The following is a 14,392-nucleotide window of genomic DNA, read 5'->3' as shown; positions in this document are numbered from 1 at the left end:
TCGGCCGTTGATTTCACGCGGCGATTCGCAACTTCTGATGCTCGGCGTGTACTTCGCGCGGAGGACGGTAGCCAACTGCCGAGTGAAGGCGTTTGTGATTGTACCAGAATTCGATGTAGCGGGTGATGTCCTGCCGGGCTGCCTCGCGGGTCAGGTAAGTCATCCGTGATACACGTTCGTTCTTCAGGACACTGAAGAACGACTCGGCCATGGCGTTGTCGAAACAGATTCCGGTGCGGCCGGCTGATTTGCGGAGCCCGAGCTGACCCAGCGTCTTCCCGAACTCGGCTGACATGTAGTTACTTCCACGATCGGAGTGGAATATTGCACCTGGCGTGAACTTTCTGTTCCGTGCCGCATTGCGGATGGCCCGGGATATGAGAGGGGTTTGATAGTGGTCGCCCATCGCGTACCCGATGACTTCCTTGGTGCAGCAGTCGATGACGGTCGCCAGATACAGCCACCCCTCTCCGGTCGAAATGTAGGTGATATCATCGACAAGTTTCACTCCCGGCGCGTCGGCAGTGAAGTTCCGGCCGACGAGATCCGGTACCGGGCCGGGTGCGTGCTGGGTGAGGCCGAAGCGTTTCGGCTTCGGCTTCGGCTGGCAGGGCTCAAGGCCCAGCTCGCGCATGAGCCGGCGGACCAGCTCCAGGCCCGCGGTATGGCCCCAGCGGTGCAGCTGGGCGTGGACGCGCCGGTAGCCGTACGTGCTGTCAGCATCGTCGAATGCCTTACGGATGAGCAGCTTCACATTGTCGCGCCGCTGGGCCGTCGCGGATTCCGGGCGGCCGCGCCAGCTGTAGTAGCCGGATCTGGACACGTCGAGGTGATCGCACATGAACTCGACGCTATATGCGTACTCCACCGTGTCGAGCCGCATCTCATCGATGAACTCGTACTTGCTTGCTACCGGGGATCCTTCGCGAAGTACGCCGCGCATTTTTTCAGGAAGACGTTCTCCATCTCGACTTCGCGAATGCGTCGTTCGAGTTCCTTAAGGCGAGCCCGTTCGCTCAACGACAGTTCCGCATCGGCAGCCGGCTCATGCTGTTTCTGGTGCTTCTTCACCCAGCCTCGGAGGGTCTCCGGATTGATTTCGAGCTCACGAGCTGTCTCGGAGATGGTCTTGCTGGACCGGAGAGCGATCTGTACAGCTTCCTCGCGGAACTCCGGTGAATACTTACTGGGTGGTGCCACTCCTACTTCCTCGTTTCCTGTTCAGGGCAACCCTATTGGGTCCCTGTCCGGGATCTTCGGGGCCCCTCACCTGGAGCGAGGCGACCATTCGCGGTTGCCGACGGTGATCGCACCGGGCGGCCGCAGGCGGGTTCGAGGCGGGCGGTGCCACACGGCGCTGGGGTCTTTCGTTTGGATCATGCCGGGCTCGTGGGGTCCGGCATGATCCAAACGGGAGGCCTCAGCTCGGCAGCCGGCCCCGCTTCCTCTCCGGCACCGCGTATCCGGGCACGGACGGCCAGCGAACGGTCAGCAGCACGGACTCTTCCTCGGCGAACCACGAGTGACCGATATCCCGTCCCCACACGACGTAGTCACCTTGCTCTTCCAGAAGAACGCTGTGGCCGGGGAAGTCGACCCTGAAGCGCCCGCTGATGAGGACCAGGAGTGCTGCCCGTCTCTCGTCCTCGACCCACTGTGCTCGCTCGTCGCCGCGGGGGTGGACACCCCACTTGATCTCCACGGCCCGGCTGTGGCGCGGATCGTCCACGTCCTTGAAGTGCCCGAGAAGCCACCCCCGGTCCAGAGCCGCGTCCTTGCCGGCGTTGCCCACGTACACGCTGTCATCCACGCTTCGCAACGCTAGCAGTGGCTTGCTCCCTCGTCGGAGCGGACCGGCATCCGCCCATGTCCGACCTCCCCACGCGTCACTGCCACCTTGGGTGGCGTACGCGCCGGGGCGGCCATTCGCCGACAACTTGCTCTCCTACGCGTCACAGCGAGCCCGGACGGCCGTGCTTCACCGCGGCCCGCCGCGGACCGGGGTGTCCTGTGAGCCCAGGTGGGCGTCGCCCATGACGAGCCGTCCGCCGCAGTCAACGCCGGGCCGCACTTGTCGTCGTCGGCGGCCTGCTCGCCCGTGAGGTCAGGCTGTGCACCGAGGAAGGCCGGGCAGTCGGCCTTCCCCTCGCGCTCACGCCCGGACATGCCAGAAGTCAGGAAGGGATCGAAGCGGATGCGTACTCGTGCTGACCTGCAACGGTGTTCGCTTGTGAGGACTTCTGACGAAAGTAGTGGGCTCGACCTGACCGAGGGTTGGCTTTGCGCACGAGGCTGTCAGGTAGCGGGATGTGATCAGCTGCGTCATCGTGTGCGCTGGTCCAGGCGACGTCGGCGATCACCTCCGGGATACTGTTCGCCCATGGACGAGGTCAAAATCGTCGTCGCCCATTCCGAGCGGGCGACCCTGCGTGTCGGCGACGTGTTCCTGAAGGTGGACGCCGATCAGGCGCGTATCGACGTCGAGTTCGCGACGATGTCCCTCGCGCCGGTCCCGACGCCGGAGGTCCTGTGGCGCAAGCCGCACGTACTCGCGATCGCCGCACTTGCGGGGACGACGCTTGGGCGCCTCGGCGGGCCGTCAACCGGGTCGCCGGCGGCGTGGGCCGCGGCGGGCGCCGCCATCCGGCAGCTGCACGAAGCGCCGCTGCCGCCCCGGCCCGTCCGGGCCGGCCAGAGCGACGTCGCGCTGGCGGCGGAACTCGACGACGAGTGCGAGTTGCTCGTGGCGAACGGCCTCCTGCCCGCCGACCTGGTCACCTGTAACCGCCGGGTCGCCGAGGCCGCGCTCCGGCCGTGGACTCCGGCGTTCACGCACGGCGACCTGCAGATCGCGCACGTCTTCGTCGACGGCGACAGGGTGACGGGGATTATCGACTGGTCCGAGGCTGGCCAGGGTGATGCTCTGTACGACCTCGCCACCTTCACGCTCGGACACGAGGAGCACCTCGACGACGTCCTCGCCGGCTATGGCACCGACATCAACCTCGACGTGATCCACGCGTGGTGGTCGTTGCGAAGCCTGCTGGCAGTTCGCTGGCTGACCGAGCACGGCTTCGACCCGTTCGCGCCGGGCTGTGAGGTCGACGTGCTGAGATCCCGGGTGTGAGGCCACGCGGTCCCGATGCCTGGCCGCCCCTTGGGCGTGGTGGACGACGGCGCGTGGTCGCTCTGCCGGGCATCAGCGGCACGCTGGACACGTGGCGCTGGCGCGGCAAAGGCGCGGATGAACCCTCCTGCCACAGGTCGCCCGCGATGCCGGGTTGCCCAGAGCGGCGAACGTGGAGAGGGAGAATGCCTGTGTGAGCTGCAATGCCGGTGATTTAGTGCATCGGTGCAGGTGGAGCGCATACTGATGGCGGTTTGGGTGAGTAGGCTCTGGGGTGCATGGGGAGATCCCGCGATCTGATGATATGTCAAATGATCTCGGGACATGGCAATGGATTTCCCGGCCCGTGCGAGGAATTCCGGTGGCGAGCGATGGGAGCGTGATGAGCGAGCTGACGAAGCCCGGGATTGAGGTTTCGGAGGGTGCCGCGCCCACCGAGCTGACGATCCGTGACCTCGTGGTCGGGGATGGCGCGGAGGCACAGCCGGGCAGGGTCGTCCAGGTTCACTATGTAGGGGTCACGTTCGCGTCCGGAAGTGAGTTCGGCTCCTCCTGGGAGGGCGGGCGGCCGTTCAAGTTCGCCGTGGGCGGTGGCAGGGCCATCAAAGGCTGGGACCGGGGGGTGAGGGGGATGAAGGTCGGCGGCCGGCGCGAGATCATCGTTCCCCCGCGCCTCGGTTACGGCGATCAGTCGCCCTCTCCGTTGATCCCGCCGGGCTCGACGCTGATCTTCGTCGTGGACCTGTTCACAGTTGCGGGCGGGCCCACCGGAGCGAGGCCCGGCTTGGCCTGAACGTGGTGTTCCTGAGGAGCCGACGGTGCCTGTCGCTTCCGCCCGCTCCCTGAAACGGATTGCGGCTCCGGAAGAACACGCGGTCACAGCAGGACGCCCCCTACCTGGTCGCCCTGGTCAGGACCGCGAAACGGCCGCTACCCGCTGCCCCGGGACAGTGGCCGGCGGGTGTGGCCGTTTCCTCGCAGCCCGCAGCACATGGGCGCAGCCCCCGCCGACCGGACCGGATGTGCGATGCATCGGAGCGGGCCCGCATTGAACGGGCCAGATCGAGCTCGGCGAAACCGAGGTACGGGCGGCGCGGAAGTACGACGGCGTCGACCGCCGGCCGATCCGGACTGCCTGCGTCGGGAACAGGCGGCCCGGTCGGAACGGTTGCATCGACCGAGGGACCGGCGCCGCACGGGCGGGGGCACGGAGAGCGCGGGGCCACCCGCCCCGTGAGGATTCGAGCCCTGGAGTCGCGGCATGCCCGCCGCGAATCCGGACCACAACGTATCTCTGCGGGAGGACCCTTTGATGACTGACAGGCCTTTGACCCTCATGGCGGTGCACGCCCACCCCGATGACGAGGCCACGGGAACCGGAGGGGTCCTCGCGCGGTACGCGGCGGAAGGCATCCGCACGGTTCTCGTGACGTGTACAGACGGCGGTTGTGGGGACGGACCGGGGGGTGTCAAGCCGGGCGACCCCGGGCACGATCCGGCGGCTGTCGCCGCGATACGCCTTCAGGAACTCCGGGCGAGCTGTGACGTCCTGAAAGTCAGCGATCTGGAGATGCTGGACTATGCGGACTCCGGGATGATCGGCTGGCCCGGTAACGATGCTCCCGGATCCTTCTGGCAGACCCCTGTGGAGAAGGGAGCCGCCCGGCTGGCGGAACTCATGCGGTACTACCGGCCCGATGTGGTCGTCACCTACGACGAGAACGGCTTCTACGGTCACCCCGACCACATCCAGACCCACCGCATCACGATGGCGGCGCTGGAGATGACCACGCTGACACCGAAGGTGTACTGGACGACGATGCCCCGTTCGACGATGCAGCGGTTCGGCGAGACGATGCGCGAGTTTCAGGAGGACGTGCCGGAGCCGGATCCTGCCGAGGCCGCCGCGATGGCCGAGATCGGCCTCCCCGACGATGAAATCACCACGTGGGTGGACACCACCGCGTTCAGCGGTCAGAAGTTCGATGCGCTGGCCGCGCATGCCAGTCAGGGCGAGAACATCTTCTTCCTCAGGATGGGAAGGGAGAGGTTCGGCGAGTTGATGGGCATGGAGACCTTCGTACGTGTCAAGGACGCCACCGGCGCGGCCGTACCCGAGAACGATCTCTTCGCCGGACTCCGCTGATCCGCGTCCGGCCGGGCCGTGGGAAAGTGCATCCCGTTCCCACGGCCCTCGGGGCGGGCTCAGGGGGTGCCGCGGGTCATCAGGCGGTACGGCAGGATGCGTTCCTGCTGGCGAACGGCATCGCCGGGGCGGTATACGCGGTCGTCCGGACACCGCAGGGATCTGCCGACGAAACTGATCACGGTGGACCGACGGGTGACCCTGCTGCCGCCGACCGACGCGGCGGACCCGACGCCGCCGTCCTGGTGGTGAGCGACTCACTCCTGAGTAACGCGCTGGTGCCGCTCTTCGAGTCGGTCTGGGCGCGGGCCGTCTCCATCGGGTCCGTCAGGCACGACCAAATCACGGACGAGGACCGGGAACTGCTGACCATGCTCGTCTCCGGCCTGAAGGGCGAGGCGATGGCCCGGCGCCTCGACATCCACGCGCACACGGTCCGCCGACGCATCACCCGTCTGATGCAGGCCCCTGAATACGGAGGCCCGGTTCCAGGCCGGGTGCAGGCGGCGCGGCGGGGCTGGCTGACCGTGCGAGGGCGGGGGCGCTTCGGGGTCGGTTCAAGGGCGGTTCAGTCCCGGTTCAGGGGCGCGACCGCCGGGTCGGGTGAACCGAAGGGAGCGCTCGCCCGCTGTCCCGTGGAGGCAAACGGGTGTCCTGGCCATCTGTGATCGTCCTCGTTCCCGTGGAGCAACGCCCGTCGCTCGAAGCGCGCATCCGTGCCTTTGAGCCCGGGCCCGATCCCGCGATCGGTGACGAAAGGCCGCACCGGCACGGGACTCGTACTGCCTCGGACTCGCGGGTGGGGCGGGCAAGGTGGGGTCGGTGCGTGTGCGCACCGACCCCACGGCCGGAGTGTGCCGGTTACCGGGTGGAGCGGATGTGGCCGGGCGCGGTCAGTTCAGGTCGAAGCGGTCGAGGTCCATGACCTTGCTCCAGGCGGCGACGAAGTCCGTCACGAACTTCTGTTGTGCGTCGTCGCTCGCGTAGACCTCGGCGAGGGCGCGGAGTTCGGAGTTGGAGCCGAAGACCAGGTCGGCGCGGGTGCCGGTCCACTTGACCCGGCCGGTTGCGTCGCGGGCCTCGAACTCGTCCTGTGCCGACGACGTCGACTTCCAGGTGATGCCCAGGTCGAGCAGGTTCACGAAGAAGTCGTTGGTCAGCGTGCCCGGGCGGTCGGTGAGGACGCCGTGCTGGGAGCCGCCGGTGTTGGCGCCCAGCACGCGCAGGCCGCCGAGCAGGACGGTGGTCTCCGGGGCGCTCAGCGTCAGCAGGTTGGCCCGGTCGAGCAGCAGGTACTCGGCGGGCAGACGGCTGCTCTTGCCTGCGTAGTTGCGGAAACCGTCGTACGCGGGTTCCAGGGCGGCGAAGGACTCGATGTCCGTCTGGTCCTGGGTGGCGTCGACCCGGCCCGCGGTGAACGGCACCTGTACCTCGACGCCGGCGTCCTTGGCCGCCTGTTCGACGGCCGCGTTGCCCGCGAGAACGATCAGGTCGGCCAGCGAGACCTGCTTGCCGCCCTTGGCGTTGAAGGATTCCTGGACACCTTCCAGCGCGCGCAGGACCTGGGCCAGCTCGTCCGGGTCGTTCGCCTCCCAGCCGCGCTGCGGCTCCAGACGGATCCGGGCACCGTTGGCGCCGCCGCGCTTGTCGCTGCCGCGGAAGGACCCGGCCGAAGCCCAGGCGGCCGAGACCAGCTGCGCCACCGTCAGGTCCGTGGCGAGCACCTGCTCCTTGAGCGCGGTGACCTCCGCGGCGTCCAGCAGCTCACCGGTGCGCGCGGGCAGCGGGTCCTGCCACAGCAGCACCTCCGAGGGCACCTCGGCGCCCAGGTAGCGCTGGATCGGTCCCATGTCGCGGTGCGTCAGCTTGTACCAGGCGCGTGCGAAGGCGTCCGCGAACGCGTCCGGGTTCTCGTGGAAGCGGCGTGAGATCTGCTCGTAGGCCGGGTCGAAGCGCAGCGACAGGTCGGTGGTGAGCATCTGCGGCTTGTGCTTCTTCGACGCGTCGTGCGCGTCCGGGATGGTCGCCTCCGCGTCCTTGGCGACCCACTGGTGCGCACCGGCCGGGGACTTGGTCAGTTCGTACTCGTAGGCGAAGAGATTGTGGAAGAACTCGTTGCCCCACGTGGTCGGGGTGCTGGTCCAGGTCACCTCCAGGCCACTGGTGATGGCGTCCCCGCCCTTGCCCGTTCCGTACGAGCTGCGCCAGCCCAGGCCCTGCTCCTCCATCGGAGCTCCCTCGGGGTCCGCGCCGACGCTCTCGGCCGGGCCCGCGCCGTGCGTCTTGCCGAAGGTGTGGCCACCGGCGATGAGGGCGACGGTCTCCTCGTCGTTCATCGCCATCCGGCGGAAGGTCTCGCGGATGTCGCGGGCGGCCGCGACCGGGTCCGGGTTGCCGTTGGGGCCCTCGGGATTGACGTAGATCAGGCCCATCTGGACCGCGCCGAGCGGGTTCTCCAGCTCACGGTCGCCGGTGTAGCGCTCGTCGTCGAGCCAGGTGGTCTCCGGGCCCCAGTAGACGTCCTCCTCCGACTCCCAGACGTCCTCGCGGCCACCGGCGAAGCCGAAGGTCTTCAGGCCCATGGTCTCCAGGGCGACGTTGCCGGTGAGGATCAGCAGGTCGGCCCAGGACAGCGCCTGGCCGTACTTCTTCTTGACCGGCCACAGCAGACGGCGGGCCTTGTCCAGGTTGCCGTTGTCCGGCCAGCTGTTCAGCGGGGCGAAGCGCTGCTGACCGGCGCCCGCGCCACCGCGGCCGTCGCTGATGCGGTACGTGCCGGCGCTGTGCCAGGCCATCCGGATCATCAGCGGTCCGTAGTTGCCGAAGTCGGCCGGCCACCAGTCCTGCGACGTGGTGAGCACCTCGGCGATGTCCCGCTTAACGGTGGGCAGATCGAGCCCCTGGAACGCGGCCGCGTAGTCGAAGTCCGCTCCGAGCGGGTTCGCCACGGCGGGGTTCTTGGCAAGGATCTTCAGGTTGAGGCGGTCCGGCCACCACTGGCGGTTCCCGCCGCCCTGTGTGGGGTGCGCCGCGCGGCCGTGTGCCACGGGGCAGCCGATCGCTTGCGCCTCGGGCACCTCGGGGACGGCCGTCTCGGGCGAATCCGGGGTGACGGGATCAAAGACATGCGACTCGTGGTTCTCGGTCATGGCAATCCTTCCGGACCCGGCGGGTCGTGGGGGCGCTGAACGGGGGAGGAGGATTCAGGCCGTGCAGATGGGGCACGCTGTGTGCCGGGTTCTCGCCGCAGGCCGCCCGAACGCCTTACGGACCACCGGACCGGACGGTCCCGGGCGGGTGCGACGAGGACGGTGCTCGGCCGGCGCTGCGTGGTCGACCTGCGGAGTCCCGTCACGTGTCTCTGCTGCCGTACCGGAGTCTTCCTGTCTCTTGGATGTCGCCGGGATCGATCCTACGATGGACTTCGTCCAAGTCAAGAAGTGCGCTAAAACGATAATGAATGAGGCGCGGCGTCATCGGATCCTTCCGGGGCCGCGCGTCCCCGGCGAAGCGGAGCAGGTGAGACGGGATGAGCGACCTCCTTCAACGGCTGCGGGGCCGCGGCTGGCGGATGACCTCGCAGCGGCGCGTCGTCGCGGAGGTCCTCGACGGTGACCACGTGCACCTGACGGCGGAAGAGGTGCATCTGCGGGCCGCCGCGCGACTGCCCGAGATCTCCCGCGCGACCGTCTACAACACGCTGGGGGAACTCGTCGCGCTCGGCGAGGTGCTGGAGGTCTCCGGCGTGGGCCGGGCCAAGCGCTACGACCCGAACGCGCGCCGTCCCCACCAGCACCTGGTGTGCGCCGGTTGCGGCACGGTCCGTGACGTCCACCCGGCCGGCAATGCCCTCGGCGATCTGCCCGAGGCCGAGCGATTCGGGTTCGCCGTTTGCTCGGTGGAGATCACTTACCGCGGCTTGTGCCCCGCCTGCACCTGACCGCGGCGGGATCCGCGACTCGCTCCGGCGCGTACCGCGTCCTTGGCGAGACCGGTCATGGGCGGTTCCGCGAGGGCGGGGAGGCGGCCGGGGAGCGCCGTTCGGCGGAAGTGCCGCAGTCACCGTCGAGCCGCTGGAGGCGCAGTTCGCTCTCGGGTGCGAGGACGCCCAGGCCGAACAGGTCGACGACCTGGTTGATCAGCATGTCGGCCCGTGAGGCGTCGAGGTAGTTGTCGACGAACATCTGGGAGAGGCCGTACGTCAGCGCTTGAGCGGCGATCCTGATCAGCTCGGGATCGGCTTGCCGTAGCTCGCCGCGTTGCTGCCCGGCGATGATCAGATCGGTGACACTCTGAGTGAAGGCGCGATACCCCTCCTCCAGGGCGGGCGTTCGATCCGCGCCGAAGAGGGCGCCGCGCAGGAGCGCGAACCGATGTGGGTGAGCCAGCGCGTACTGCACGAATGCGGTGCCCAGGGCCCGGAACGGGACGGAGGTGGCCGAGGCGACCGCTTCCATCTGGGTCACGCCGAAGTCCACTGCGACTGCCTCGGCGACCGAGGCCAGCAAGGCGGCCCGGTCGGGGAAGTGCCTGAAAGGAGCCCCGGGGGAGACGCCCGCCCTACGGGCCACCTCGCGGACGGTCACCGCCTCGGTGCCCGCCTCGTCCAGCAGTTGGACGGCATGCGCGACCAGCGTCTCCGGCAAGGATCCGTGGTGATAAGGCCGGCCGGCCACCCGGGTGTTCATGCACTCAGTCGTACCACACCTTGACACGCGGCCCGAAGGTGCATGTAATCAGCGATTACACGAATGTATTCGTTGATTACATTGGAGTGTTCATGGACCTGCGTCGCGGCGGCTGGGCCCAAGAGGTAGACGCCGAACTGCGCCCAAGTCAGGGTGCCGTCCCCCAAGGCCTGGCCGGCACCCTCTACCGCAACGGTGCGGGCAATCATCTGTCGGACTACGCCATCGATGGCGACGGCCTGGTCAGTGCCGTGACGTTCACCCCGGGCGGCCCGGTGCGCGTCCGCTCCCGCTATGTCCGGACCCCCTCCTACCAGGCGTCCCTGGACGCCCCCGGGGCGGGCGCGCCTCCGGTCCGGCTGGCCGGGGCCAACGCCGCGGGCGGCCGGCTCCGCAACCTGCTGCTGCGCCCGGCCGCCTCCCAGGTCAGCACCTCGGTTGCGATGATCGACGGCCGGCTGCTGGCGCTCTGGGAGGGCGACATGCCCTGGGAGCTGGAACCCGGCACCCTGGAGACTCTCGGCCGCTGCGACCTCGACCGTTCGCCGGCGCCGTCGGGTCTCCTCGGCCGCCGCCTCGGCAGTCCGTACTCGGCCCACCCGTGCTGGGACCCCGAGACCGCCGAGACATGGAACTTCGGCTGCGTCTACGGCCCGCGCCCCCGGCTGAACATCTACCGGACCGAGCGGGGCGGGCCGACCGAGAAGCAGCGCTCCATCACGCTGCCCCGCCGCTTCATGGTCCACGACTTCGCCATGACCGCCACCCACCTGGTGTTCTGCCTCGGACCCGTCATCCTCGACCTGCCCGCCGTCGCGTCCGGCCGGGTCCCCGCCTTCGAGGCGATGCGCTGGCACGGTGAGGAGGCCACCCGCATCCTGCTCGTTCCCCGCGCCGGAGGTCCGTTCCGTGTCGTCGAGGCGGATCCGTGGTTCCAGTGGCACTTCGCCGGCGCGTACGACGACGGCGACGACATCGTCTTCGATCTGGTCCGCTTCCGGTCGTGGACCGTCATGCACGAGGCCATCTCCAGCATGAGCCACCTCACCGACCCGTCCTGCCTCCCCGTCGGCCGGCTCTGGCGATACCGCGTCAACGCCTCCGGCAAGGTCGAGGACCACCAGCTCAACGGACTGCCCACGGAGTGGCCCACCATCGACCCACGCCGCTCCACCACCGCCCACCGCAACGTCTACGGCGCGACCATCGGCACTCCCGCGTCGGGCGTCGCGTTCACAGCGGTCGCACGGTACGACACCGAGCTCGGCGAGGCCGACGTCCACGACTACGGCCCAGGTCATCTCGTCAGCGAGCCCCTCTTCGTCCCCCGCGACCGCAAGCGGCTCGACGAGCAGGGCTGGCTCGTCGCGTACGAGGCCCAACTCACCGCAGGGAGCACGAACATCGTCGTCTTCAACGCTCAATCCGTCGCCGACGGCCCCGTATGCACCCTCCCCGTCCCCGAAAGCCTCGGCTTCACCTTCCACGGCCAGTGGGTCCACCAGTGACGGCCCGGCGCGGCGTCGACGGGCGACTCACATCGTTCGGACGCGACGGTCTGGTCTTCGACGTCGTGGACCAGGGGCCGCTCGACGGAGAGATCGTCGTGCTCCTGCACGGGTTTCCCCAGACGGCGAGCTCCTGGGACCTGCTCGCACCGCGGCTGCACGCGTCGGGATACCGCACGCTGGCGCCGGACCAGCGAGGATACTCACCCCGGGCCCGGCCGCGCGGCAGGTTCTCCTATCGGATGTCCCAGCTCACCAAGGATGTCGTCGCCCTCATCGAGGCGGCCGAACCCCCCGGCCGCAAGGTGCACGTCGTCGGGCACGACTGGGGCGCCGCGGTCGCCTGGACGCTGGCCGCCTCCCGGCCGGACGTGGTGGCGACCCTGACCGCCCTCTCCGTTCCGCACCCCGCCGCCTTCATGCGGGCCCTCTTCACCAGCCGCCAGTTTCTGATGTCCTGGTACATGTTCGCCTTCCAACTGCCTTGGATACCAGAGCTGTTGATACGTCGCTTCGATCCATCCGCAGCGCCACGCGTTATGGAGCGGATGGCGGCCGGGCAGACCGCGGCCAATCTTTCCCGGGACATGGAGTCCCTGGTGGCCTCGGGCGCTCTCACCCCTGCCCTCAACTGGTACCGGGCGATGCCCTTCAGCACACCGAGCCAGCTGACCAAGGTCACCGTCCCGACCCTGTTCATCAACAGCGACAGCGACCCGGCCCTGGGCCGGACAGGCGGCGAGCACACACGCGGGTTCGTGACCGGCCCGTACACCTGCCACACCCTGACCGGAATCGGGCACTGGATCCCGGAGCAGGCCGCTCCCGAAGTGGCGGAACTCCTCCACATCCACCTTTCGAGCCGGCTCCTGGGACCGGAAGGGAGACCGTAGAACGTATCGGGTGCTGCTCCGCGGTCGGTCGTGTCGGCCGGCGTCAGGCGGCGGGCGGTGTCCACGGAAACGATTGCCGCGGCACCGACGAAGGACGGGCCTGCCGTCGCGGCGGGCCAGGGCACGGGTCACCGTGCTCACACCGGCCGGCGAGACCGTTGACAGGCTTCCCAGTGGAGAAGCCAACCGTCGTAGGTCAGAATTGCTGGCCGAGCTTGCCCTGACGGATGGTCCGTACGGCGAGCACTGGGTTCATGGGTTCGATGAGTTGTTCAACGGCGATCGACACCAGGCGGGCCGGGGCCTCGGCGTGCAGCAGCGCACGCACGTATTCGAGGGCCTGCGCCGGAGACAGCATCGGCAGTCTCCGGCGCAGGATGCGAACTGCTGGCATGCGCGCCCACGCACGGCGGCGGCATCGCGTATCTCATCGTGCAGATCGTCCACAGAGGTCCGGATGGCCAACCCGCGGATGCGCGTGCGGTAGTCAGCCTCCCAGGCTCCTGTTCTCTCGGAGACGACTCCAATGCGGTGCAGCCCGCCGTCGATGCGGTCGACCAGGTAGGGGCCGTGGCCGATCAGCATGGCCTGGGGGTTCCGGGTACGGGCGTATTCCTCGGACTGCCAGTAGACCTTCCAGACCAGCTCGTGTTCCTCTGCGTGCAGCACTGTGGTGCGCAGCGGGTCCACGCCCGGAGCGGTCCACTTCTGGTTCTCGCGGTCCAGCTCTTCCTCGACGATGCACACCGCGGTCACTCGCTCGATCACGTGTGCAGCATCCACCACGGATCAGATGCCGGCCAGCACGTTTCCGGTCTGCACGCAGTCGCAACGCCTGTCGTCGTGACAACGGCTGGCTGGTTGGCTCGGGTCCTCACACCGGTTGTCCACCGATTCGGGCGGCCGGACACGTTGATCTGCGGAGACGCGCGTGCTGTCGGTGACGGTCGCCCGTGGGGGACCATGGCGTCCTGTCCGGCCGCTGTCTCCAGGCCGCGCACGAGCGGCCTGTCAGGCCGAGATGCCCGCCGAGGTCCCGGCGGCACCGGGAACCGGGGCGGTGTCGGTGTCCTCGGGGACCGCTGCCTTCGCCGATACCCCGATTCCGAGCTTCTCCAGGATCTTCTTCTCGATCTCGTTGGCGAGGTCGGGGTTGTCCTTGAGGAAGTTGCGGGCGTTCTCCTTGCCCTGGCCGAGCTGGTCGCCCTCGTACGTGTACCAGGCGCCGGCCTTGCGGACGAAGCCGTGCTCCACGCCCATGTCGATCAGTCCGCCCTCGCGGCTGATGCCCTGGCCGTAGAGGATGTCGAACTCCGCCTGCTTGAACGGCGGCGCGACCTTGTTCTTGACGACCTTGACGCGGGTACGGTTGCCGACCGCGTCGGTCCCGTCCTTCAGCGTCTCGATCCGCCGGATGTCCAGACGCACCGAGGCGTAGAACTTCAGCGCCCGGCCACCGGTCGTGGTCTCCGGCGAACCGAACATCACGCCGATCTTCTCGCGGAGCTGGTTGATGAAGATCGCGGTGGTCTTGGACTGGTTGAGCGCACTGGTGATCTTGCGGAGCGCCTGGCTCATCAGGCGGGCCTGGAGACCCACGTGCGAGTCGCCCATCTCGCCCTCGATCTCGGCGCGTGGCACCAGGGCCGCCACGGAGTCGATGACGATCAGGTCCAGGGCGCCGGAGCGCACCAGCATGTCGACGATCTCCAGCGCCTGCTCACCGTTGTCCGGCTGGGACAGGATGAGGCTGTCGATGTCGACGCCGAGCTTCTTCGCGTACTCCGGGTCCAGCGCGTGCTCGGCGTCGATGAACGCCACCGAACCACCGAGCTTCTGCGCGTTCGCCACGGCGTGCAGCGTGAGCGTCGTCTTACCGGAGGACTCCGGCCCGTACACCTCCACCACACGGCCGCGCGGCAGACCGCCGACCCCGAGGGCGACGTCGAGGGCGGTCGATCCCGTGGGGATGACCTCGATGGGCTCGTTCGGCCGCTCACCGAGGCGCATCACCGCACCCTTGCCGAACT

General features: G+C 68.4%; 14 protein-coding genes. 7 read left to right on the top strand and 7 right to left on the bottom strand.

Translation table 11 applies throughout. The annotated features are described in order from the left end of the window. Positions 1-13 precede the first annotated feature (13 nt). The 3 genes from B9S58_RS27785 to B9S58_RS27775 form a co-directional block, all read right to left on the bottom strand. Positions 14-943, bottom strand: a complete 930-nt coding sequence (locus B9S58_RS27785) for an IS3 family transposase (RefSeq protein ID WP_103534765.1) — start codon at positions 941-943, stop codon at positions 14-16. Then, a complete protein-coding gene (locus B9S58_RS27780; protein ID WP_103534764.1) occupies positions 910-1,200 on the bottom strand; it encodes a transposase in 291 nt (96 codons plus the stop codon). The genes B9S58_RS27785 and B9S58_RS27780 overlap by 34 nt, the downstream gene beginning before the upstream one ends. A 220-nt stretch (positions 1,201-1,420) precedes the next feature. After that, a complete protein-coding gene (locus B9S58_RS27775) occupies positions 1,421-1,810 on the bottom strand; it encodes a signal peptidase I (protein ID WP_103534763.1) in 390 nt (129 codons plus the stop codon). A 570-nt stretch (positions 1,811-2,380) separates the two neighbouring features. Here B9S58_RS27775 and B9S58_RS27770 point away from each other — a divergent pair. The 4 genes from B9S58_RS27770 (at position 2,381) to B9S58_RS39520 (ending at position 5,941) form a co-directional block, all read left to right on the top strand. Continuing rightward, the gene (locus B9S58_RS27770) at positions 2,381-3,127 is read left to right on the top strand and encodes a phosphotransferase family protein (RefSeq protein WP_103534762.1); all 747 of its coding nucleotides are present in this window, start codon (positions 2,381-2,383) and stop codon (positions 3,125-3,127) included. A 382-nt stretch (positions 3,128-3,509) separates the two neighbouring features. After that, positions 3,510-3,920, top strand: coding sequence for an FKBP-type peptidyl-prolyl cis-trans isomerase (locus tag B9S58_RS27765; protein WP_103534767.1), 411 nt, complete (start codon positions 3,510-3,512; stop codon positions 3,918-3,920). A gap of 519 nt (positions 3,921-4,439) precedes the next feature. Then, positions 4,440-5,273: a PIG-L family deacetylase gene (locus tag B9S58_RS27760; protein ID WP_103534761.1), complete on the top strand. Its 834-nt coding sequence runs from the start codon at positions 4,440-4,442 to the stop codon at positions 5,271-5,273. A 248-nt stretch (positions 5,274-5,521) separates the two neighbouring features. After that, a complete protein-coding gene (locus B9S58_RS39520) occupies positions 5,522-5,941 on the top strand; it encodes a hypothetical protein (protein WP_258045104.1) in 420 nt (139 codons plus the stop codon). A 225-nt stretch (positions 5,942-6,166) separates the two neighbouring features. On the opposite strand, the gene katG is transcribed toward B9S58_RS39520, so the two are convergent. Beyond that, on the bottom strand, positions 6,167-8,422 hold the full coding sequence (gene katG, locus B9S58_RS27750; RefSeq protein ID WP_103534760.1) for a catalase/peroxidase HPI: 2,256 nt from the start codon (positions 8,420-8,422) through the stop codon (positions 6,167-6,169). A 380-nt stretch (positions 8,423-8,802) separates the two neighbouring features. On the opposite strand from katG, the gene B9S58_RS27745 reads away from it, so the two are divergent. Then, positions 8,803-9,213: a Fur family transcriptional regulator gene (locus tag B9S58_RS27745; RefSeq protein WP_103534759.1), complete on the top strand. Its 411-nt coding sequence runs from the start codon at positions 8,803-8,805 to the stop codon at positions 9,211-9,213. Positions 9,214-9,268: 55 nt separating this feature from the next. Here the strand turns inward: B9S58_RS27745 and B9S58_RS27740 are convergent, their stop codons facing one another. Next, a complete protein-coding gene (locus B9S58_RS27740) occupies positions 9,269-9,919 on the bottom strand; it encodes a TetR/AcrR family transcriptional regulator (protein WP_258045103.1) in 651 nt (216 codons plus the stop codon). Positions 9,920-10,053: 134 nt separating this feature from the next. Here B9S58_RS27740 and B9S58_RS27735 point away from each other — a divergent pair, with 134 nt between their 5' ends. Both B9S58_RS27735 and B9S58_RS27730 read left to right on the top strand, forming a co-directional pair. Then, a complete protein-coding gene (locus tag B9S58_RS27735; RefSeq protein ID WP_146063577.1) occupies positions 10,054-11,469 on the top strand; it encodes a carotenoid oxygenase family protein in 1,416 nt (471 codons plus the stop codon). Then, positions 11,466-12,362: an alpha/beta fold hydrolase gene (locus B9S58_RS27730; RefSeq protein WP_219818924.1), complete on the top strand. Its 897-nt coding sequence runs from the start codon at positions 11,466-11,468 to the stop codon at positions 12,360-12,362. Before B9S58_RS27735 ends, B9S58_RS27730 begins: the two co-directional genes overlap by 4 nt. Before the next feature lie 252 nt (positions 12,363-12,614). Here B9S58_RS27730 and B9S58_RS27725 read toward each other — a convergent pair whose 3' ends face one another. Continuing rightward, positions 12,615-13,130 carry a YrhB domain-containing protein gene (locus B9S58_RS27725; protein WP_308457933.1) on the bottom strand — a complete coding sequence of 172 codons (516 nt, stop codon included), beginning with the start codon at positions 13,128-13,130 and terminating at the stop codon, positions 12,615-12,617. Between the two features lie 243 nt (positions 13,131-13,373). Beyond that, positions 13,374-14,392 (bottom strand): recombinase RecA (gene recA, locus B9S58_RS27720; protein WP_103534756.1); only part of this gene is annotated, 1,019 nt, incomplete at its 5' end.

Source organism: Streptomyces sp. SM11, assembly GCF_002910905.1.
Taxonomy (GTDB): domain Bacteria; phylum Actinomycetota; class Actinomycetes; order Streptomycetales; family Streptomycetaceae; genus Streptomyces.
This window is presented reverse-complemented; position numbering and strand designations above follow the sequence as displayed.